19 protein-coding genes are annotated in these 20,805 nt (G+C 73.6%); 5 read left to right on the forward strand and 14 right to left on the reverse strand.

The features are described from left to right. Positions 1-6: 6 nt before the first annotated feature. Genes BUE29_RS00955 through rplS form a run of 3 tightly spaced genes read right to left on the reverse strand, consistent with a single transcriptional unit; the run spans position 7 to position 2,499 of the window. The gene (locus BUE29_RS00955; RefSeq protein ID WP_073386694.1) at positions 7-795 is read right to left on the reverse strand and encodes a ribonuclease HII; all 789 of its coding nucleotides are present in this window, start codon (positions 793-795) and stop codon (positions 7-9) included. Positions 796-833: 38 nt separating this feature from the next. Then, entirely contained in the window at positions 834-2,108 is a 1,275-nt protein-coding gene (gene lepB / locus BUE29_RS00960; protein ID WP_200799974.1) for a signal peptidase I, read from the reverse strand. A 34-nt stretch (positions 2,109-2,142) separates the two neighbouring features. After that, positions 2,143-2,499 carry a 50S ribosomal protein L19 gene (gene rplS, locus BUE29_RS00970; RefSeq protein WP_073386697.1) on the reverse strand — a complete coding sequence of 119 codons (357 nt, stop codon included), beginning with the start codon at positions 2,497-2,499 and terminating at the stop codon, positions 2,143-2,145. Between the two features lie 237 nt (positions 2,500-2,736). Between rplS and BUE29_RS00975 the strand changes: the two genes are divergently transcribed. Next, positions 2,737-5,373: a sensor domain-containing phosphodiesterase gene (locus BUE29_RS00975; RefSeq protein ID WP_073384870.1), complete on the forward strand. Its 2,637-nt coding sequence runs from the start codon at positions 2,737-2,739 to the stop codon at positions 5,371-5,373. Here the strand turns inward: BUE29_RS00975 and trmD are convergent. The 8 genes from trmD to thrS all read right to left on the reverse strand — a co-directional run bounded on the left by trmD (position 5,370) and on the right by thrS (position 12,775). After that, positions 5,370-6,119, reverse strand: coding sequence for a tRNA (guanosine(37)-N1)-methyltransferase TrmD (gene trmD, locus BUE29_RS00980; RefSeq protein WP_084180713.1), 750 nt, complete (start codon positions 6,117-6,119; stop codon positions 5,370-5,372). The two genes, BUE29_RS00975 and trmD, sit on opposite strands and share 4 nt — an antisense overlap. 32 nt (positions 6,120-6,151) lie before the next feature. Further along, positions 6,152-6,691 (reverse strand): ribosome maturation factor RimM, encoded by a 540-nt coding sequence (rimM, locus tag BUE29_RS00985; protein WP_200799975.1) that lies wholly within the window; start codon positions 6,689-6,691, stop codon positions 6,152-6,154. Positions 6,692-6,749: 58 nt separating this feature from the next. Further along, the gene (locus BUE29_RS00990) at positions 6,750-6,986 is read right to left on the reverse strand and encodes an RNA-binding protein (protein WP_073384872.1); all 237 of its coding nucleotides are present in this window, start codon (positions 6,984-6,986) and stop codon (positions 6,750-6,752) included. Between the two features lies 1 nt (position 6,987). Further along, positions 6,988-7,464, reverse strand: coding sequence for a 30S ribosomal protein S16 (gene rpsP, locus BUE29_RS00995; protein ID WP_073384873.1), 477 nt, complete (start codon positions 7,462-7,464; stop codon positions 6,988-6,990). A 169-nt stretch (positions 7,465-7,633) separates the two neighbouring features. Further along, positions 7,634-8,977 (reverse strand): MFS transporter, encoded by a 1,344-nt coding sequence (locus BUE29_RS01000; protein ID WP_073384874.1) that lies wholly within the window; start codon positions 8,975-8,977, stop codon positions 7,634-7,636. Positions 8,978-9,107: 130 nt separating this feature from the next. Then, the gene (locus tag BUE29_RS01005; protein WP_200799976.1) at positions 9,108-10,187 is read right to left on the reverse strand and encodes an amidohydrolase family protein; all 1,080 of its coding nucleotides are present in this window, start codon (positions 10,185-10,187) and stop codon (positions 9,108-9,110) included. A 10-nt stretch (positions 10,188-10,197) separates the two neighbouring features. Then, positions 10,198-10,767 carry an HIT family protein gene (locus BUE29_RS01010; protein ID WP_073384875.1) on the reverse strand — a complete coding sequence of 190 codons (570 nt, stop codon included), beginning with the start codon at positions 10,765-10,767 and terminating at the stop codon, positions 10,198-10,200. Then, complete coding sequence (gene thrS, locus BUE29_RS01015; protein WP_073384876.1) at positions 10,760-12,775, reverse strand: threonine--tRNA ligase; 2,016 nt, start codon at positions 12,773-12,775, stop codon at positions 10,760-10,762. Before thrS ends, BUE29_RS01010 begins: the two co-directional genes overlap by 8 nt. 97 nt (positions 12,776-12,872) lie before the next feature. On the opposite strand from thrS, the gene BUE29_RS01020 reads away from it, so the two are divergent. Continuing rightward, entirely contained in the window at positions 12,873-13,400 is a 528-nt protein-coding gene (locus BUE29_RS01020) for a gamma carbonic anhydrase family protein (RefSeq protein ID WP_073384877.1), read from the forward strand. A gap of 75 nt (positions 13,401-13,475) precedes the next feature. Beyond that, positions 13,476-14,306 (forward strand): LURP-one-related family protein, encoded by an 831-nt coding sequence (locus tag BUE29_RS01025; protein ID WP_073384879.1) that lies wholly within the window; start codon positions 13,476-13,478, stop codon positions 14,304-14,306. Between the two features lie 5 nt (positions 14,307-14,311). Here BUE29_RS01025 and BUE29_RS01030 read toward each other — a convergent pair whose 3' ends face one another. The 3 genes from BUE29_RS01030 to BUE29_RS01040 are packed head-to-tail and all read right to left on the reverse strand — an operon-like array spanning position 14,312 to position 18,675. Next, complete coding sequence (locus BUE29_RS01030) at positions 14,312-15,121, reverse strand: HAD family hydrolase (RefSeq protein WP_073384881.1); 810 nt, start codon at positions 15,119-15,121, stop codon at positions 14,312-14,314. Continuing rightward, a complete protein-coding gene (locus BUE29_RS01035; RefSeq protein ID WP_073384883.1) occupies positions 15,118-17,493 on the reverse strand; it encodes a phosphoribosyltransferase domain-containing protein in 2,376 nt (791 codons plus the stop codon). Before BUE29_RS01035 ends, BUE29_RS01030 begins: the two co-directional genes overlap by 4 nt. A gap of 15 nt (positions 17,494-17,508) precedes the next feature. After that, on the reverse strand, positions 17,509-18,675 hold the full coding sequence (locus BUE29_RS01040; protein WP_073386706.1) for an HpcH/HpaI aldolase/citrate lyase family protein: 1,167 nt from the start codon (positions 18,673-18,675) through the stop codon (positions 17,509-17,511). Positions 18,676-18,750: 75 nt separating this feature from the next. Here BUE29_RS01040 and BUE29_RS01045 point away from each other — a divergent pair, with 75 nt between their 5' ends. Further along, on the forward strand, positions 18,751-19,485 hold the full coding sequence (locus tag BUE29_RS01045) for a TerD family protein (protein ID WP_073384885.1): 735 nt from the start codon (positions 18,751-18,753) through the stop codon (positions 19,483-19,485). A gap of 47 nt (positions 19,486-19,532) precedes the next feature. Beyond that, complete coding sequence (locus BUE29_RS23315; RefSeq protein ID WP_073384886.1) at positions 19,533-20,786, forward strand: TerD family protein; 1,254 nt, start codon at positions 19,533-19,535, stop codon at positions 20,784-20,786. Positions 20,787-20,805: the final 19 nt, after the last annotated feature.

A 20,805-nucleotide genomic window follows, 5' to 3' on the forward strand; every position in this document is an offset into this window, starting at 1 on the left:
CGGCACTCATGCGATCTCGGCCCCGTCGAGCCCGGGGGCGAGCTCGTCGAACGCGTCGATCCCATTGTCCCCCACGGCCGTGACACCGCCGATGCCACCGCCGATGCCACCGCCGATGCCACCGCCGATGCCACCGCCGATGCCACTGCGCATCGCGCGACGCACGTTCACGTAGCGACGCCGGTGCTGGGGGCAGGGTCCGAACCGGGACAGGGCCGCGGCGTGGGTCGCGGTGACGTACCCCTTGTGCTTGGCGAAGTCGTACTCGGGCCACTCCTCGTGCATGCCGGTCATGATGCGGTCGCGCGTCACCTTGGCCAGGATCGACGCGGCGGCGATGCACGCCACCGTCGCGTCGCCCTTCCACACCGCGGTCGCCGGGACGCCCAACCCGGGCACCGGGAACCCGTCGGTGAGCGCGTACTGCGCGCCGGGCACGAGCGTCGCGAGCGCCCGCCGCATCCCGGCGAGGTTCGCGACGTGCAGCCCGTACGCGTCGATCTCGGCCGCCGGCACGACGACGACGGAGTACGCGAGCGCCCGGCGCGTGACCGTGCCGTAGAGGGACTCGCGGACGGCCGCGGTGAGCACCTTGGAGTCGTCCAGGCCCTCGATCCGCCCGCGCCGGCCCTGGGGCAGGATGCACGCGGCCACGACGAGCGGCCCGGCGCAGGCGCCCCGGCCGGCCTCGTCGGCGCCGGCGACGTGTTCGAAGCCGGCGCGGGCCAGGGCCGACTCGTAGCCGCCGAGCGGCCCGTCGCGCCGCACGACGAGGCGCGGGGGCCGGAACGCCAGTCCGGACGCGGGAACGGTACGGGGCACGATCCCGTCCCTCAGCGGTCGCGGCGCCGGCGGCGCCGCACGACGAGCACGGGCGCGACGACGGCGAGCGAGGCCGCGGCCGGCAGCTCCGGACCGGCGGCGGCCGAGGCGGACTCGAACGTCGACGGCGTTCCCAACGTGCCCCACCGCGACGGCGGCCAGGCGATGACGAACGCCTTGCCGATGACCTTGTCGACGGGGACGGTGCTGGTCACCGCGTTGCACTCCGTGGTCTCGGTCACGTCCTCACCGCCGGCGGCACAGTGGTAACGCGAGTCGGCGGAGTCGGTGCGGTGGTCGCCCATCACCCACAACCGCCCCTTCGGGACCGTCACGGCCGGGAACGCGCGGTCGTCGCCGTCCCCCTCGGCGCGATAGGTGTAGGGCTCGTCGAGAGTGCGGAAAGGGCCGCCGGGACCCTTGTCGCTCACCATGACGGCGGTCTTGACCTTCATGCCGGTGCGGCTCCGCTCGGCCGCGGTCGTCGGCACCTGCACGCCCTTCACCGTCTGGCCGCCGACGGCGATCACGCGCTTGACGAGGACCTCGCCGTCGGGCGGCACGAAGCCGATGAGCTGGCCGAAGCCGCGCACGACCCGCACCACGGGATTGCCGGGCGGGCTGCTGGTGGTCTCGCGCTCCCACCCGTCGGGCGCGTCGAACACCACGATGTCGCCGGGCTCGGGATCGCGGATGACGCTGTAGATCGGCTTGTTGACCAGGATGCGGTCGCCCGAGCACCCCGGGCAGCCGTGCAGCGTCTTCTCCATCGAGTCCGACGGGATGTAGAAGGGCTGGACGACGAAGCTCTTGACCAGGATCGCGATGCCGATCGCGACGGCGACCAGCAACGGGAGCTCCCACCACGGCGCCTTGCGACGGGGCTTGGCCGCCTTCTCGCGGCGGCGTCGCCGCCAGCGGGACTCGCCCCCGTGCTCGTCGGCCGCGGCATCCCCGACGACCGCCCCGTCCTCGGCCGCGGCGTCGTGCGAGGCGTCGGGGGTGGAGGCGTCGGGGGTGGAGGCGTCGGGGGTGGAGGCGTCGGGGGTGGAGGCGTCGGGGGTGGAGGCGTCGGGGGTGGAGGCGTCGGGGGTGAGGGCGTCGTCGGCCGCGGCGTCGTGGGTGGAGGCGGCGCTCTCGACGGTGTCGGCGCCCTCGGCGGGAGCGGCGGTCTCGCCCGCCGCGCCGGCCGCGTGCGCACCGGAGCGCGTGCCGTCGTCCGGACGTGAAGCCGGGTCGGCGGAGCCGGCCGCGTCGTCGCGCCCGCCCTCGGGTTCGTCGGTCAATGCGTCCCTGCCCGCAGCGCCCGCCGGTGGCGGGTCAGCGCGAGACGGTCTCGCGCTTCTCCTTGATCTTCGCAGCCTTGCCGCGCAGGTCGCGCAGGTAGTACAGCTTGGCGCGGCGGACGTCGCCGCGGGTCACGACCTCGATCTTGTCGATCACCGGCGTGTGGACCGGGAAGGTGCGCTCGACGCCGACGCCGAAGCTGACCTTGCGGACCGTGAAGGTCTCGCGCAGCCCGCCACCCTGACGGCGGATGACGACGCCCTGGAAGATCTGCACGCGAGAGCGGTTCCCCTCGATGACCCGCACGTGCACCTTGAGGGTGTCGCCGGGGCGGAAGTCCGGCACGTCCTCGCGCAGGGACGCGGCTTCGAGGGTGTCGAGGGTGTTCATGTCGAAGTCTTCGCTCTCGGTCTCGGCAGTGCGGTGCAGGGCTCCGGCGCGCGACTGACGCGCGATGGGCAACCCCACGATGATGCCACACTGCCCGGGCCGACGGCGAAACGGCCCACGGGCGCGCGCCGGCACGGCGGCGCCGGCCCCGGGACCTCCGGCCCTCAGGTCGCGGGCGTCGCCGCCGATCACCCGGGTGTGGATCGGAACCGTCGGGGGTGGCGGGGCATCCGGGGCGTGCGCCTGCGGACGTACCTCACCGCGCTCATCATCGCGCCCCTGCTCGTGTGCGCCGGCTTCGGCGGCCTCGAGCTCGTGCAGCGCATCGACGAGGCACACGCCGCGGACCGGACCGCCGAGCTCGTCCAGGACGCCGCCGCCCTGGAACGGGTGCAGGCCGACCTGCAGGGCGAGCTCCTCTCGGCGAGCGCGTATGCCGCCGTCACGACACCCGCCCTCCACCGGGCGGCCGGGCTCCGCGGTGTCGCGCCGGCCGAGTTGGGTCTCACGACGTCCTCGATAGCCCGCCAACGTCGGCAGACCGACGCCGCCCTCGACGCCGCGTCGGCTCGACCCGGCGTGCGTTCCCGGCTGCGAGCGCTGCCGGCGACGCTGCGCCGGGCCCGCGCCGACATCGACGCCGCGGTGCGCCTGCCGGCCGGCTACGACGCGCTCGTCGCCGCGGGGACGTCCCTCGGTCTCGGCGCCCGCCGGCTGATGAGCGACGCGGTCGCGAACGCCTCGGCCCGGGCCCTGAGCCAGGCCCTGCGCGACAGTGCCCTGGTCGGCGAGGCGACCCAGGCCGGGACGGGCGAGCTCGCGCTGCTGGCCGCCGACCGCTTCCCCGGCCTGGGCGCGCGGGAGACGCGGGCCGCGGCACGGACGGCCTGGCTGCGGTCGTGGGCGGCGTTCGAGACCGCGTCCGACGCGGTCCTCGCGCGCACCGGCACCCGGACGGCGGCGCTGTGGCGCCGAGCGATGGCCCGGCCGGGCACGGCGCGGCTGCAGGCGCAGTTCGCCGCCTTCGCCGGTGACGCCACCCATCCGCTGGCCCTCGCCGGCGTCCTCGCGATGTACCGGGCGCACATCGCGCGCACCACCGACCTGGGTCGCGTCGAGACCGCCACCGTGCGGAGCGCGGTGCGTGCTGCCACGGCGCTGCGTTCGTCGGCCTACCTCATGGCGACGCTCGTCGCCGCCCTCGTCCTGCTCGTCGTCGGCATGTCTGTCGGCATCGGGATCTTCGTCCGTCGGGCGATCGCCCGGCCGCTGCAGTCGCTGTCCCGCACGGCCGAGCACGTCGGCCGCGGCGAGCTGGTGGACGTCCGCGCCGACGGACCCCGTGAGATCCGCACCGTCGCCGACGGCCTGTCCGCGGCCGTGGCCAGCCTGCGCCGGATCGAGGCGCAGGCCGCCGCGGTCGCCGCCGGCGATCTCGACGCCACGATCGTGCGTACGCCGCTGCCCGGCGCGCTGGGGGCGGTCATGCACAGCTCGGTCGCGACCATCGTCGACGCGATCCACGAGCGCGACCTCGCCCGCAGCGACCTGCAGTACCAGGCCACGCACGACGGTCTGACCGGGCTGCCCAACCGCACGCAGGCGATGCTCGCCATCCGCCGCGCGCTGCAGCGCGCCCGCCGCGTGGGCGCGCTGACCGCCCTCATCTACGTCGATCTCGATCACTTCAAGGCGGTCAACGACAGCCACGGGCACGGCGTCGGGGACGCGGTGCTGCGGGCGTCGTCCGAGCGCATGGTGGCGGTGATCCGCGACGCCGACTCCGTGTTCAGACTCGGCGGCGACGAGTTCGTGATCCTGGTCGAGGACGCCACCCCCGACTTCGCGTTCGTCGCCCTGGCCGAGCGGCTGGTCGAGGCCATCAGCCTCCCCGTCGCCATCGACGGCCGGACCGCCCGCATCGGCGCGAGCCTCGGCATCAGCGTGTGCCAGGACGCCTCGGTCGACGCCGAGAAGCTGCTCAGCCAGGCCGACGCCGCCGCGTACAGCGCGAAGGCCGCCGGCCGCGGGCGGGTCGGCATCTTCGACGAGGCGCTGCGTCACTCCCTCGACCGGCGTGCGCTGCTGGAGCGCGAGCTCGAACACGCCCTGGCCGACGAGCACTTCGAGCTGCACTACCAGCCCGTCGTCGAGATGAGCACGTCACGACCGATCGGCTTCGAGGCGCTCATCCGCTGGCATCACCCCGTCCACGGCCTGCTCTCGCCCGACGAGTTCATCCCCGTCGCCGAGAAGTCGATGCTGATCAACCGCATCGGCCGGTGGACGCTGCACGAGGCCACCGCGCAGCTCGCGCGATGGGACGCCGAGGGCGCCCACCCGCACCCGCTGACGATGGCGGTCAACGTGTCGGGACGCCATCTCGCGTCGCGCGACCTCGTCTTCGACGTCCGCGCCGCACTCGACGCGTCGGGCATCGACCCGTCCCGCCTCGTCGTCGAGATCACCGAGACCGTGCTGGTCGACGACCCCATCGCACTGGACAACATGCACACGCTGCGCGCGATGGGCGTCTGCATGGCGATCGACGACTTCGGCACCGGCTACACGTCGATCGGCCAGCTGCCGAAGCTGCCCGTCGACATGCTGAAGATCGACCGCTCGTTCACCGGCTCCGACGAGTCCGCGCACCACCAGCTGGTGCGCCTCATCGTCGAGGCCGCCCACGCCTTCGGGTTGACGGTCGTCGCCGAGGGCATCGAGGGACAGGCGCAGGCCTTCGCGTTGCACGGGCTCAACGTCGACACCGGCCAGGGCTTTTTCTTCGCCCGCCCGCAGCCGGCCGGCCGGGCGCGGGAGCTCGCCACGCTGGACACGCTGCCACCGGGCGCGGCGGCGGAGATCGTCGCCTAGGACGTCGCGCGCGGGCCGGGCGGGCCCGGGTCGGACGCACCGGGCTCGGGCGGCAGCAGCTCGGGGCGCCGTTCGGCCGTGCGGGCACGGCTGCGCTCGGTCCGCCAGGCCGTGATCGCGGCGTGATTGCCCGAGAGCAGGACGTCCGGGACGTCCAGGCCCCGCCAGCTCGCGGGCTTGGTGTAGGCGGGCGCCTCGAGCAGCCCCGCCGGGCCGGCGGCGAACGAGTCGTCGACCGCGGACTCGGCGTTGCCCAGGACGCCCGGCAGCAACCGTCCGACCGCCTCGGCGACGACGAGCACCGCGACCTCGCCCCCGGCGAGCACGTAGTCGCCGAGCGAGATCTCCTCGACCGGCATGCGCTCCGCCGCGTACTCCACGACGCGGCTGTCGATGCCCTCGTAGCGCCCGCAGCCGAACAGCAGCCACGGTTCGCGCGCCAGCCGGGCCGCGGTGGCCTGCGTGAACGGCGTCCCCGACGGCGTGGGGACGATCAGCCGCGGCTGCGGGCGGGAGTCCGGGGGGGCGATCTCGTCGAGCGCGCGGCCCCATGGCTCGGGCAGCATCACCATGCCGGGGCCGCCGCCGTAGGGGGTGTCGTCGACGGTGCGGTGGACGTCGTCGGTCCAGCGACGCAGGTCGTGCACGCGCAGGCCCACCTGCCCGCGGGCGATGGCGCGGCCCAGCAGCGACTGGTGCAGCGGGGCGAGGTAGTCCGGGAAGATGGTGACGACGTCGAGGCGCAGCTGCGGCGCCGGTGCGGGTGTCGGGTCGCTGCTCACAGCTCGAACAGGCCCGCGGGCGGGTCGACGGTCACGATCCCGGCGGCGACGTCCACCGCGGGCACGATGGCGGCCACGAACGGGACGAGCCGGTCGGTGCCGGCGACGGCCACCACGAGGTAGTCCGCTCCCCCGGCGTGCGTGATGTCGACGACCGGGCCGAGCTCGGCGCCGTCGACCGTCCGGGCGGTGAGGCCGATCAGATCGGTGTCGTAGAACTCGTCCGGGTCGGCGAGGGCGGGCCGGTGCGCCGCCGCCACGAAGAGGCGGACGCCGCGCAGCGCCTCGGCCTCGACCCGGCCGTCCACGCCGAGGAAGTGCACGACCTGCTTGCCACTGGAGACGACGGCGGTCTCCACGGTCAGCGGCCCCGCCTCGGTGGGCTCGGTGACGAGGACCGAGCCCGGCGCGAAGCGTTCCTCGGGCGCGTCGGTCCACGGCTCGACGAACAGGTCGCCGCGCACGCCCCGGGCCGGGCCGACACGACCGACCGCCACCAGTGCCTCGGCACCGGTGGCGGTCTCGTCGTCACTCACGGTCGTCGCTTCCGACTGCTCGTCGCGCGCGGCGGCCCGGTGGGCCGGCCGGCAGCGGTCAGCGCCGGTCCACGTCGACGACGTCGACGCGGATGCCCTTGCCCCCGACGCCGTTGACGACCTGGCGCAGGGCCTTGGCGGTGCGGCCGTTGCGGCCGATCACCCGGCCGAGATCCTCGGGGTTGACGCGGATCTCGAGGCGGCGTCCCCGCCGGTTGTCGACGAGGTCGACCTGGACGTCGTCCGGGTGGTCGACGATGCCGCGCACGAGGTGCTCGAGAGCCTCCTCGAGCACGTCAGCTCGCCGGCTGGTCGGTCGCCGGAGCCTCGGCGGGGGCCTCGGCGGCGGATGCCTCGGCGGGCGCGTCGGCGGTCTTCTTGGCCGCCTTCTTGCGCGGCGTGGTGGCCGCACCCCCGGCCTCGGTCGTGTCGCCACCGGCCTCGGCGATCGCGGCGTTGAACAGCGCCTGCTTGTCGGGCTTCTCGGCCGGCAGCTTCATCGGCTCCGGGGCGGGCAGACCCTTGAACTTCTGCCAGTCGCCGGTGACCTTGAGGATCGCGGCGACGGCCTCGGTCGGCTGCGCGCCGACACCGAGCCAGTAGGCGGCCCGCTCGGCGTCGACCTTGATGACCGAAGGGTCGTTCTTGGGGTGGTACTCGCCGATCGTCTCGATGGACCGGCCGTCACGCTTGTTGCGCGAGTCGGCGACGACGATGCGGTAGTGCGGCTCGCGCATCTTGCCGATGCGGGTGAGCTTGATCTTGGTGGCCACGGTTGTGGGAACTCCTGAGGTGACGAGCGGGTGGATCGGTGCGCGTCGGGTGGGGTCACACCGTCGGCACCGGCCCGGATGGACGGACCGGACGGGGAGAGAGGGCCCTGTCCGGTCGGTACTCAACGCGTCATTCTGCCAGACCGGGCGGGGTGCGCGGGCCCGGGTGTCAGTCGCCGGGTCCGCTCTCGCCCGTCGGGCCGGTGACGCGCAGGTCGAAACGACGCCGGACGACCGACACCGGCACCGGTTCGCCGCGCTGCTGGCGGTGCAGCGCCGTCGCCCGGACCCGCAGCCACCAGACGATCATCCGGACCACGCCGAAGCCCTGGACGGCGACGGCCACGAGCAGCGCCCACCGCAGCGAGCGCGCCGTCGTCCCGCCCTGGAGGTCGAGGACCCAGCCGATGCCGAGGGCGATGAGGACCGTCGCGACGAAGCCGCCCACGTTGACGACGCCGGAGGCCGTCCCCAGCGACCGCGCGTGGTTGTAGTCCCGCGCCAGGGCGAACGCCGCCATCGAGACCGGGCCGCCGAGCGCGGCGAGGACGAAGAACACGACGACCGGGCCGGCCGGCGGCGTGTCGCCGAACGCCGTCACCAGCAGCACCAGGCCGAGGACGACCACGATGCTCAACCCGAAACCGATCGGGACCCGCACCGAGGGCCGTTCGCCGATCAACCAGCCGAGCACCGGCGAGACGACGGCGGCCGCGATGACCCCCACCATGAGCACCGCCCCGGCGCCGGCGGTGCTGAACCCGACGGCGGTGACCAGGTACGGCGTCCCCCACAGGACGGCGAGCGCGGTGCCGGTGGACATCGAGGTGAAGTGCGTCCAGAAGCCGAGCCGGGTGCCGGGGAGCGCCCACGCGCGGCGGACGCGCCCGCGGATCGACAGCACGCCGCTGCGTAGCTCGGCGGCCGTACGGACGGCGCGCGGCGGCGGCGTCGAGTCCGGCAGCAGCAGTGCGACCGCGCCGCCGGCGACGAGCGACAGCGCCCCGGCGCCGAGGAAGGACGGCGCCCACCCGACGTGGCGCAGCAGCAGCGCCAGCGGCAACGTGGCGGCGACGTTGCCCACCGTCCCCGTCATCCCGGTCAGCGCGACGAGCACCGGGTAGCGCCGTGGACTGAAGTGCGTCGCGGCGAAGCGCAGCACGCTCACGAAGGTCAGCGCGTCGCCGAAGCCGAGCGCGGCCCGCGCGAGCAGGGCCACCGGGTACAGCGGCACGAGTGCGAAGACCAGCTGCGCGCCGCCCATGATCGTCGCCGCGGCCACCAGCACCCGACGCGGTCCGTACCGGTCGACCAGCACGCCGGTGGGGATCTGCATGGCGGCGTAGACGCCGATCTGCAGGAACACGAAGAGGCTCAGCTGCCCGGCGTCGATGCCGAAGCGCTGCTCGGCCAGCAACCCGGCCACGCCCAACGAGGTGCGGTGCAGCTGCGCGAGCAGGTAGACGCAGGCGGCGAGCGCCCAGCCGGCCACGGCGGCGCGGGAGGAACTCATTTGGCTCCCAGGCTACGGCCTCCGACACCCGCCTTCCTCGGCGAGTTGGTCGAATCACGGCCCCGAAATGCCACCAACTCGCCGAGGAAGCGGGAGACGAGGGGCCGGCAGCGGACCTCAGGTTCAGGGCTCAGGAGACGACGGCGCCGCGCAGGACGGTGCGGACCGGGGCGTACAGCGCGCCGAGGTCGACCCGCGGATCGGTCTCGTAGGCGATGAGGTCGGCGGGCGCGCCCTCGGTCAAGCCCGGCAACCCCAGCCACTCCCGGCCGCGCCACGACGCCTGGGCGAGCACCTCGGCCTGCGGGATGCCGGCGCCGACGAGCGCGCGGATCTCGTCGCGGACCAGGCCGTGCGGCAGCGACCCGCCGGCGTCGGTGCCGGTGTAGACCGGGACGCCGGCCTCCCACGCCGACCGGATGCGCTCGCGGGAGGTCGCGAACAGGGCGCGCATGTGCGCTGCGTACGCCGGAAACTTCTCGGCCCCGCCGAGCGCGATCTGCGGGAAGTTGTCGATGTTGATCAGGGTGGGGACGACGGCGCACCCGGCGTCCCTCGCTTGCGCGATCAGGTCGTCGGTGAGCCCGGTGCCGTGCTCGATCGAGTCGACGCCCGCGGCGACGAGGCCCGGCAGCGCGTCCTCGCCGAAGACGTGTGCCGCCACCCGCGCGCCGAGCTCGTGGGCGCGCGCGATGCCGGCGGCGAGCGCGTCGTCGGGGAAGGTGGGGGCGAGGTCGCCGAGGTCGCGGTCGATCCAGTCGGCGGCGATCTTCACCCAGCCGCCGTCACCCGCGGCCACCTGCCGCTCGACCTCGGCGACGAGGTCCGGCGGCTCGATCTCGACGCCGAGGTCGCGGATGTAGCGCTTCGTGCGGGCGATGTGCCGGCCGGCCCGGATCAGCCGCGGCAGGTCCTCGCGCTCCTGGACCGAGGAGTTGTCGACGGGCGACCCGGCGTCGCGCAGCAGCAGCGCCCCGGCGTCGCGGTCGAGGCGCGCCTGTCGCGCCTGCCCCTCGGGATCCGGCTCGTGGCCCATCGGCGAGAGGCCGACGTGGCAGTGGGCGTCGACAAGTCCGGGGGTGATCCACCCGCCCGTGACGATCGTGTCCCACTCCCCCGACGGCCGACTGAACGTCAACTTCCCGTCGATCACCCAGGCGTCCCGCTCGGTCTCGTCGGGCAGGAACACTCCGCGCAGGTGCAGCACCATGACCCGGACGCTACCCAGCGGCGTCCCAGGCCCCGGCGAGCGAGGCGCGCGCGTCGGCCAGCAGCTGCGGCAGGACGCGCGTCTGCCCGACCACCGGCATGAAGTTGGTGTCGCCACCCCACCGCGGGACGACGTGCTGGTGCAGGTGGGCGGCGATGCCCGCGCCGGCGACACCGCCCTGGTTGATGCCGAGGTTGAATCCGTGGGGCGACATGACCCGCCGGATCACGCGCATCGCCTGCTGCGTGAAGCGCGCCAGCTCGACGGTCTCGTCCGCCGTGAGCTCCGGGTAGTCGGCCACGTGCCGGTACGGGACGGCCATCAGGTGCCCGGAGTTGTACGGGTAGAGGTTGAGCACCGCGTACACGTGCTCGCCGCGCGCGACGACGAGGCCGTCCTCGTCCGAGCGGCCCGGGGCCGCGCAGAACGGGCACTCGTCGCCGGCCTCGTCGTGGGCGGGCTTGTTCTCCCCCTGGATGTAGGCCATCCGGTGCGGCGTCCAGAGCCGGCCGAAGGAGTCGGGCTCCCCCGCGAACGCCGCCGCGGGCTCGATCACCGGCGGCGCGTCGTCCTCAGGCATAGAACGACGCGTCGGGCGAGGTGTTCAGGCGCCGTGCGACGAACTGCGCGATCTCCTCGATCGCCTGCCCGATCGGGATGCCGTTGCGCTGCGAGCCGTCGCGGTAGCGGAAGGACACCGCGCCGTTCTCGACGTCGGTGCCGCCGGCGATGAGCATGAACGGCACCTTCTGCTTCTGCGCGGTGCGGATCTTCTTCTGCATCCGGTCGTCGGAGTCGTCGACCTCGACGCGCAGCCCGACGCGCTTGAGGTCGCGCGCGATCTCGTAGAGGTAGTCGACCTGGTCGGCCGAGACCGGGATGCCGACGACCTGCACCGGCGCCAGCCATGCCGGGAACGCGCCGGCGTAGTGCTCGGTGAGCACGCCGACGAAGCGCTCGATCGAGCCGAACTTCGCCGAGTGGATCATCACCGGACGCTTGCGGGTGCCGTCGTCGGCCTGGTATTCGAGCTCGAAGCCACGCGGCTGGTTGAAGTCGTACTGGATGGTCGCGAGCTGCCAGGTGCGGCCGATCGCGTCCTTGGCCTGCACCGAGATCTTCGGACCGTAGTACGCGGCACCGCCCGGGTCGGGCACGAGCTCGAGGCCGGAGTCGACGGCGACGTCGCGCAGCACCTCGGTCGCGACCGCCCACTCGGCGTCCTCGCCGACGAACTTGCCCGGGTTGGCGTCGTCGCGGGTCGACAGCTCCAGGTAGTAGTCGTCGAGGCCGAAGTCGCGCAGCAGTCCGAGGATGAAGTCCAGCAGGTGCTTGATCTCGGCCGGCGCCTGCTCGGGGGTGACGTAGGAATGCGAGTCGTCCTGCGCGAAGCCGCGCACGCGGGTCAGCCCGTGGATGACGCCGGACTTCTCGTAGCGGTAGACGTGCCCGAACTCGAACAGCCGCAGCGGCAGCTCGCGGTACGAGCGGCCCCGCGACCGGTAGATCAGGTTGTGCATCGGGCAGTTCATCGCCTTGAGGTAATAGTTCGCGCCCTCGAACTCCATGGGCGGGAACATGCCGTCGGCGTAGTAGGGCAGGTGCCCCGACAGGTGGAAGGTGCCCTCCTTCGAGATGTGGGGGGTGCCCACGTATTCGAAGCCCTCCTCGATGTGGCGACGGCGGACGTAGTCCTCCATCTCCCGCTTGATGACGCCGCCCTTGGGGTGGAACACCGGCAGGCCGGAGCCGATCTCGTCGGGGAAGCTGAAGAGGTCGAGCTCGGTGCCGAGCTTGCGGTGGTCGCGTTTGGCGGCCTCCTCGAGCCGGAAGAGGTGTGCCTTGAGGTCGTCGCGGGTCGCCCACGCGGTGCCGTAGATGCGCTGCAGCTGCTCGTTCTTCTCGCTGCCGCGCCAGTACGCCGCCGCGCTGCGCATGAGCTTGACGGCCGGGATGCGCCGGGTGGTGGGCAGGTGCGGGCCGCGGCACAGGTCGGTCCAGACGCGCTCGCCGGACTTCGCGTCGAGGTTGTCGTACATGGTCAGGCCGCCGGCACCGACTTCGGTGGCCTCCTCGCCCGACGCGCTCGACTTCAGACCGATGAGCTCCAGCTTGAAGCGCTCGTGGGCGAGCTCGGCGCGCGCGTCGTCGTCGTCGATCTCGCGACGGGAGAAGCGCTGGTTGGCCTTGATGATCTCGGCCATCTTCTTCTCGATGGCGGCGAGATCGTCCGGGGTGAACGGCCGGGGCGGCAGGAAGTCGTAGTAGAAGCCGTCCTCGATGGGCGGGCCGATGCCCAGCAGGGTGCCGGGGAACAGCTCCTGGACGGCCTGCGCGGTCACGTGCGCCGCGGAGTGCCGCAACACGGCGAGACCGTCGGGCGAGTCGGCCGGGACGGGCTCGACGTCGGTGTCGGCGGCCGGGCTCCACTCCAGGTCGCGCAGGGTGCCGCCGGTGTCGCGGACGACCACGGCACCGTGCGGGCCGGAGAGCTCGATCCCCGCCTCGCGCAGTGCGTCGTAGGCCGTGGTGCCCGCGACCACCCGGACGGGCGGGACGACGGCGGGCGGGCTGACGCTGGCGGACACGGGGAGCTCCTTCGCGCGGGGCGGTGGGGGACGTTCGGTATGAATGCTATCGACGCGCCGACACCCGGTTGGCGGCCTCGGCCCGACAGGGAGCGCCATGAACGTGTTCGAGTACGAGGGCGTCGCTCCCCGCATCGCCGAGGACGCCTGGATCGCGCCCACGGCGACGCTGATCGGCGACGTGACGATCGAGGCGGGCGCCTCGGTCTGGTACGGCGCGGTGCTGCGCGGCGACGACGGGCCGGTCGTCGTCCGGGAGCGGGCGAACGTGCAGGACGGCAGCGTCGTGCACACCACGCCCGGCGTCACCACCGAGATCGGCGCGCGGGCCACCGTCGCCCACCTCTGCATGATCCACGGCGCGGTGCTCGAGGAGGAGGCGCTGGTCGGCAACGGGTGCGTCGTCCTGGACGGCGCCCGGATCGGTGCCCGGTCGATGGTGGCGGCGATGTCGCTCGTGCAGCCCGGGACCGAGATCCCGCCCGGCGTGCTCGCCGCCGGCGTCCCCGCGACGGTGCGCAAGGAGATCGCGGGCACGCCCGCCGAGTTCTGGGTGCAGGTCAACCCGACCTACTACCCCGAGCTGGCGCAGCGACACCGGGCCGGGATCCGCCGCGTCACCTGACCGGTTTTGGCGGCAGAGCGCAACATGCTGCGCTCTGCCGCCAAAACCGAACGCGGGGCCCCTAGGATTTCGCGCATGACGCAGCCCCAGGCCCCCGCCGGTTGGTACGCAGACCCCGCCGGCAAGCACGAGCAGCGCTGGTTCGACGGCACCCAGTGGACCGAGCACGTCCATTCGCACGGACGACAGGGCATCGACCCGCCCGGCGCCCCGGGTCACGTCCCGACCGTGCAGCGCGACTCGGCCAAGGTGCAGCGCGACGTCCAGCGGGCCGGGCAGGCCGGCACCGCTGGGTTCCAGGGCGGCGGCAGCATCTTCACCGAGCCGGTGCTGGTGGTGAACCAGAAGGCCAAGCTCATCGAGGTCAACAACGAGTACGCGATCTACGACCAGAACGCGCGCCAGATCGCGGCGGTGCGGCAGGTCGGGCAGAACGCGCTGAAGAAGGCCGCGCGCCTGCTGACGTCGTGGGACCAGTACATGACCCACAAGCTGCAGATCGTCGACATGACCGGCACGCCGGTGCTCGCGCTGACGCGGCCGGCCAAGGTCATCAAGTCGCGGATCATCGTCGAGGACCCGTCCGGCCGTGAGATCGGGCAGATCGTGCAGCAGAACGCGTTCGGCAAGATCCGCTTCGGCCTCGAGTCCGGCGGCCACGCCTACGGCATCATCCAGGGCGAGAACTGGCGGGCCTGGAACTTCGCGATCAAGGACCACACCGACACCGAGGTCGCGCGCGTCACCAAGACGTGGGAGGGGCTGGCCAAGACCATGTTCACCACGGCCGACAACTACGTCGTGCAGATCCACCGTCCGCTCGAGGAGCCGCTTCGCTCGCTCGTGGTCGCGGCGGCGCTGTCGATCGACACCGCGCTCAAGCAGGACGCCCGCGGCTTCGGCTGAGCCGCTCAGCGGATGGGGACGGCGTCACCGACGCGAGCGACGAACCAGGCCACGATCTCCTCGCCCGCCAGCACGCCCTGTGCCTCGGTCACCACGACGTGCGGGGCGTGCCAACCAGCGGCGACGAGCTCGCCGTGGCGGGCCGCGATGCCCGCGTCGGCGGCGAGCAGCAGGTCGGCGTCGAGCAGCGAGTCACCGGCGGCGAGGATGTGTCCGGCACCGGCCCGCCGCGCGATCTCGGCCACCGCAGCGCTCTTGGTCAGCGGCCGGGGCACCCAGTAGAGCTTGCGGCCCTGCAGCGACACCTGCCAGCCGCGCGCGTCGGCCCACGCCGTCTCGGCGGCGACGAACCCGGCCGGCAGGGCGGCGCGGTCGACGACGGCGTAGCAGAACAGCTCGCTCGCCTCGCGCACCGACAGCGTCCACCCGGGGTCGCACGCGGCCGCGACGTGGGCGCGTACCTCCGGCAGCGCGGCGGCGCCGGCCAGCCGCCGCCCGACGTCGCGACGCCACGCGTCGTCCGGCTCGCCGTCGACGAGCAGCACGCCGCCGTTGGCCGCGACGGCGTACCGCGGCGGCGGGCCCGGCAGCGTGATGCGGGCCAGCTGTTCGGGCGTGCGAGTGGTCGTGGGGACGACCACGGCGCGCTCGGCCAGCCCGGCGAAGCTCGTCGCGGCCCGTGCGGTCATGAACGACGCGTCGGCGTCGCGGTAGCGCTCCACCGCGACGACGGGGACGTCGCCGCCGCCGTAGGCCTCGATGGCGCCCCGTGAGTAGACGAGGGTGCGGTCGAGGTCCGTCGCGACGAGCGTCACCGCGCCGTCCGCCCGTCCGCGCCGGTGGCGCCGCGCGTGAAGCGCGGGTGGATGAGCCCGACGCACCGGTAGGTCAGGCCGGGCACCTCGTGCACCGGAACGCCACGCTGCTCGGCCAGCAGCAACACGTGCGCGAGGTCCTCGGCGGCGCCCGCGCGCACCAGCACCGCCCACGGCACGCGGCGCAGCAGCACCCGCGTCGTCTCCCCCACCCCGGGCTTCACCAGGGTGACGTCGCCGATCCCGTACTCGGCGCTGATGCGCTCGATCTCCGCCCAGCCCGCCCACGTCGGGGTGCGGTCGGCGCGTTGCCGCACCGGCCAGTCGGCGTCTACGCGCGCGGTGACGTCGGCGAAGCGCTCGGTGACGGCGTCGAGGAAGCGGTGCGAGACGTCGGCCGGGGCCAGCTCGCGGTAGAACTTCGCGCCGTGGAACGTGCCCGGCGCGAGCACCCGTCGGTTCAGGACGGTGCGTGAGACGAGGCCGGAGACCGTCGAGTTCAGGCAGGCGGACGGTACGAGGAAGTCCTCGCGGGTCCCGAACGTCCGCACGCACGAGCCCGGGTCGGCGAGGACGGCCAGCGCGGGGTCGAAGGCCACGCCCAGCTCGGCCGCCGCAGTCGCGAGCGCGGCCGCGAGCTCGCGCGCGATCGCCCCCTTGCCGGTCCAGCCGTCGACGAAGACGACCTGGGCGGGGTCGTGGTGCGCGGCGAGCCAGCGCAGCGCGACCGTGTCGATCCCCCGCCCGCGGACGATGCTCACCGCGTGGTGCGGCACGTCGACCCCGTGCCGGTAGGCCGCCCACCGGCGCATCAGCACACCGACCGGCGTGCCGGCCCGCGCGAGCGAGGCGAGCACCACGCCCGGGCCGCGCTCGGCCAGCACGATCTCGGTCACGACGCCGACGGCGTGCGCGATGCGCTCGGCACTCGCGTCCAGCGCCGTCTCGAACAACCGCAGGTACGCCTCGTCCGGTTGGTACTCCACCGGCAACGACTCGGCGTAGTGCGCGCCCCCGGACTGGATCGCCTCCTCCCGCTCCTCGGTCGGCGCCTCCAGCACGACCGCGGACAGGTCGGTCAACAGCCACGACACCTCGTCGGCGGCGTAGCTGCCGAATGCGGGCCCACGCAACGGCGCGGGCAGCGGTCGGCGGGTGGGGAGCACAACGACGTGCAGCCGATGACAGGTCGCCGACAGCTGCGCCAGCAGCCCCGTGCGCAGCGCTGCGGTGTCGCCGTCCTCGTCGACGACCACGACGACGTCGCTCCACGGCTCGGCGCGCGCGACGTTGTACGCGTAGCGGGTGCCGGGTCCGTCGTCCGCCTCGTCGTGGCTGGGGAACGAGAGCACGCTGCGGATCGGGTACCCGGACTCGTCGAGGGCCATGACAGGTGATCGCGTCGTGCTCGACACCCGCACCGGCACACCCTGCCCCGCCAGCTCGACGCCGATGAGCGTCGGGGCGTACATCAGCTCCTCGGTGCCGAGCACCAGCACGTCGTCACCCAGATCGGGAGCGAGCTGCGCCGCCACCCGTGCGGCCGCGGCTCGCATAGCGCGGGTCTGCGCAAACGTGACACCGTGCCGCCCGCCGTCGGGCGCGTGCCACCCGTGCGCCACGACGAATCGTGGACTCGTCTGCTCGCCCGGGCGGCATGTCGCTCCACGATCGGGTCGGGCGGTGAGCTCCGCGGCCCGGCTCGGGAAGTCGGCGGGCCACTCCACCGAGCCGGCCGACAGCGACACGACGTCGAGCGCGACGCCGAGCGTGGCGGCGAAGTCCGCGATGGCGGACCGGTCGGCCGCGTCGCGCAGGTCGACCAGCGTGGCCAGGACGTAGTGACGATGCGGGCTCACCGCGTGGAGCGCGGCGATCGTGTTGCGGGCCGTCCGCCCGGTCGACAACTCGTCGTCGACGAGCACGACCACCTCGGCACGACTCAGCAGCTCGGGGTCCTCGGGCAGCAGACGGTGCCCGGTGGCGTGACTGTGCGCCTCCTCGAAGGCCGCGAGATCACGGGCCGTCGCGACCCGCCGGCGCGTCGAGTGCAGGTACGGCGCGCCGAGTGCCTCGGCGACGCAGTGGCCGAGGCCGGTCGCGGTCTCGGCGAAGCCCAGCACCGCGACGTCCAGGGTCCCGACGACCGCGCGAACCGCGACGCCGAGATCGACACCGGCGCCGTGGACCGTGCGGGGATCGACCGGCACGTGCTTGCCGAGGACCGTGGACACGAGCAGGTGGGCGCGCTTGGGGTTGCGTCGCAGGGCCAGCCCCACGAGCTCCGGCAGCGGCCGACCCGCGCCGACGGCGGTGCGCAGCGCCACCCCGAACCGCTCGGCGACCCACGCGCCGTCCCACGTCCCGTCCACGCCCGACAGCCTGGCCTACGGGTGCAGGCTCGCGTCGAGGAGGTCGACGAACGAGGTCTCCTCCCGCGCCACGCCGAACGTCCGTGCCCGCAGCAGCGTCCGCTGCGCCCACGCCGTGTGCGGTTTGCTCTCGTTCATCTTGTTGCCGTAGCTGGACGCGGCCGCCCCGCCCGCGCCGTCGGTGGCCAACACGTCCGTCGCGTCGGCGAACTCCTCGGACGTGACCACGGACAGGGCGTGGACCGCCGCCACGTGCCGGGGGTGGATCACCGTCTTGCCCGACAGCCCGTTGGCGCGGTCGAGGACGATCTCGCGCAGCAGGCCGTCGAGGTCGGCACCGATGATCTCCGAGCGGAGCCCGCGGTCGGCGTGCGCCACGAACGGCGACTCGCGCAGCTGCGGCTTGAACAGGCGTTCCGCCGCGGCGAAGTACTCCCACACCGGGCCGGTGACGACGTACGAGCCACCGGCGACCCGGCCGAAGACGTTGACGACGGCCGAGATCGCGTCGGCCACGACGCGGACGTCCCACACCGTGAGGTCGGGCGAGCGGCGCAGGCCGTAGGCACCCGAGAGGTCCGTGGCACCGATGCGCACCGCGGGTACGAGGTGCCGGTACTTGTCGACCAGGCGCCGCGTGGCGAGCAGGTTGTCGATCCGCGACTCGACGTAGGCCACCTGGGGTGACTCGAGCACCGGCATGACGAGCAGCCGGTGACCAGTGGCACCGCTCGCGGCGACGACCGCCTCGAGGAACGGGACGCCGGTCTCCTCGTCGAACTTGGGCACCACGAAACCGGTCAGCACGCGCACCGCGTCGTCGAGCGCGGCGACGAGCGTCGGGACCTGCCCGTCGTGGCGGACCCGCACGAAGATCATCGGCAGCGTCGTCGGGTCGGCGGCCGCGGCCAGCTCCCGGAGTTGCGCGACCACGTTGTGCTCGGCGGCCGCGAGCTCGCCGTCGGGCACGGAGTCCTCGAGGCACACGACGACGCTCGTCACGCCCTGCGCGGACCGCCGCACGATGTCGCGGGCGAGCGCGGGCCGGGTACCCGGGCAGTACAGGGTCGCCCCCAGGCCCACGCCGACGAGTGCGAGGTCGTCGGCGGGGCCGAACTCCTCGGGCCGGCGCAGGAAGAGGCGCTCCCGGTCGTCCTCGCCGAGGTAGTCGAAGTGCCGCATCCGCGGCATGATGCCACGCCGACATGTCCGCGGTGTGGCGTCGCGGCACACGGTGTTCTGGCACGATCCGGGGGCATGACCCAGATGCAGATGGGCAGCAACCTCACCCTGCCCGCCGGGCCCGTGCGCGTGACCCTGCGGTGGGCGGGCGGGACGGCGGGCATCCCGGACGTCGACGCGTCCGCGCTGTTGCTGCAGTCCTCCGGCGTCGTCGCGACCGACGCCGACTTCGTGTTCTACAACCAGCCCGAGCATCCGTCGGGCGCCGTCCGCGTCGTCGCGCGGGCGACCGCGACCGAGTACCCGATCGACGTAAACCCGGCGCGACTCCCGGCGACGACCGACCGGGTGGTGGTCGCCGCGTCCGCCACCGGGGGGACGTTCGGTCAGGTGCCGGGGCTCGAGGTCGTCGTCACGGAGCTGACCGGGGGCGCCGTCGTCGCCACGTTCGCCATGCACGCCACCGAGGAGACCGCGTTCGTCTGCGCCGAGATCTACCGCCGCGGCGACACCTGGAAGTTCCGCGCCGTCGGCCAGGGGTACGCGTCCGGGCTCGCCGGGCTGGCGCGGGACTTCGGGATCAGCACCGCCGAGTCGCCCGCTGCGGCGCCGCCTCCCGCGGCGCCGCCTCCCGCGGCGACCCCGCCTCCCGTTGTGACCCCGTTCCCCGCTGCGGCCCCGCCTCCCGCTGCGGCACCGGCCGCACCTGCGGTGGCACCACCTGCGGCACCGCCGTCCGCACCACCCGCCGCACCGCGCGTCCCGGCCGGCAACGCCCTCGACCTCGACGCGCCCTGGCCGCCCCGCTGACCACGCGCGCCTCGACGCCGCACAGCCGAGTAGGAGACTCTGCGACCATGACGACGATCGCCAAAGGCGGCAACCTGCCCATCGACGCCCCGGCGGTGCGCGCCGTGCTCTCGTGGCGCGGCGGCGCCGGCGTGCCCGACGTCGACGCCTCGGCGTTGCTGCTGGAAGCCTCCGGTGTGGTCTCCGCAGACCACGACTTCGTGTTCTTCAACCAGCCGCAGCACCCGAGCGGCGCCGTTCGCCACCTCGGCAAGAACGGCACCGCCGACGCCCTGGACGTCGACCTCGCCGCGCTGCCGGGCACCGTCGAACGGGTCGTGCTCGCCGCGTCGGCCGACGGCGGCACGTTCGGCCAGGTGCCGGACCTGCGTCTCGTCGTCACCGACCTGGCCTCCGGTGCCCCGCTCGCCGAGTTCGCCCTCGACGCCGGGAGCGAGACCGCGATCGTCAGCGGGGAGCTCTACCGCCGCAACGGGCAGTGGAAGTTCCGCGCCGTCGGGCAGGGTTACGACTCCGGGCTCGCCGGGATCGCCACCGACTTCGGCATCAGCGTCGACGACTCACCGGCGCCGCCGCCCGCCGCGCAGTACCCACCGCCACCGCCGCCGCCCGCCGCGCAGTACCCACCGCCGCCGCCCGCCGCGCAGTACCCACCGCCACCGCCGGACGCGGCGCAGTACCCGCCACCACCCCCGCCGCCGGGGGCGCCGTCGCCGGCAGTCAACCTCGACAAGGGGCGGGTCAGCCTGGTCAAGGGCCAGCGGGTGAGCCTGGTGAAGACCGGCGCGCCGCCGCTGCGCCGCGTGACGATGGGCCTCGGGTGGGACCCCGCGGCGCGCGGCAAGAAGATCGACCTCGACGCGTCGGTCGTCGCGTACGACCAGGCCGGCAAGAAGCTCGAGATCGTCTGGTTCATGCACCTCAAGGAGTTCGGCGGCGCGATCAGGCACACCGGCGACAATCTGACGGGGAAGGGCGAGGGCGACGACGAGCGGATCGACATCGACCTGTCCGCGCTGCCGCCCCAGGTCGCGTCCCTCGTCTTCACCATCACCTCGTTCGGCGGTCAGAAGTTCACCGAGGTGGCCAACGCCTTCTGCCGCCTGGTCGACGCCGAGACGCGCACCGAGCTCGTCCGCTTCGACCTGACCGACTCCGAGCCGGCGAGCGCGGTCCTCATGGCGATGCTGCGCCGCCAACCCGACGGCTCGTGGGAGATGCGCGCCATCGGCGAGTTCCACAAGGCCCGGACGGTGAAGAAGCTCGTCGACCCCGGCGCCCGGCACGCCACCGCCCCCTGATCCGTCCTGTCGATCCTCC

The sequence above is a fragment of the Jatrophihabitans endophyticus genome, assembly GCF_900129455.1.
In the GTDB taxonomy this organism is placed as follows: domain Bacteria; phylum Actinomycetota; class Actinomycetes; order Mycobacteriales; family Jatrophihabitantaceae; genus Jatrophihabitans; species Jatrophihabitans endophyticus.

Bases quoted from the DNA above. Each gene is read 5' to 3' on its own strand.
- BUE29_RS01045 (WP_073384885.1), top strand. From the start codon at position 18,751: ATGACCCAGATGCAGATGGGCAGCAACCTCACCCTGCCCGCCGGGCCC.
- rplS (WP_073386697.1), bottom strand. From the start codon at position 2,499: ATGAACACCCTCGACACCCTCGAAGCCGCGTCCCTGCGCGAGGACGTG.
- BUE29_RS01040 (WP_073386706.1), bottom strand. From the start codon at position 18,675: ATGCGGCACTTCGACTACCTCGGCGAGGACGACCGGGAGCGCCTCTTC.
- BUE29_RS01005 (WP_200799976.1), bottom strand. From the start codon at position 10,187: ATGGTGCTGCACCTGCGCGGAGTGTTCCTGCCCGACGAGACCGAGCGG.
- BUE29_RS01010 (WP_073384875.1), bottom strand. From the start codon at position 10,767: ATGCCTGAGGACGACGCGCCGCCGGTGATCGAGCCCGCGGCGGCGTTC.
- BUE29_RS01025 (WP_073384879.1), top strand. From the start codon at position 13,476: ATGACGCAGCCCCAGGCCCCCGCCGGTTGGTACGCAGACCCCGCCGGC.
- BUE29_RS01000 (WP_073384874.1), bottom strand. From the start codon at position 8,977: ATGAGTTCCTCCCGCGCCGCCGTGGCCGGCTGGGCGCTCGCCGCCTGC.
- BUE29_RS01020 (WP_073384877.1), top strand. From the start codon at position 12,873: ATGAACGTGTTCGAGTACGAGGGCGTCGCTCCCCGCATCGCCGAGGAC.
- BUE29_RS23315 (WP_073384886.1), top strand. From the start codon at position 19,533: ATGACGACGATCGCCAAAGGCGGCAACCTGCCCATCGACGCCCCGGCG.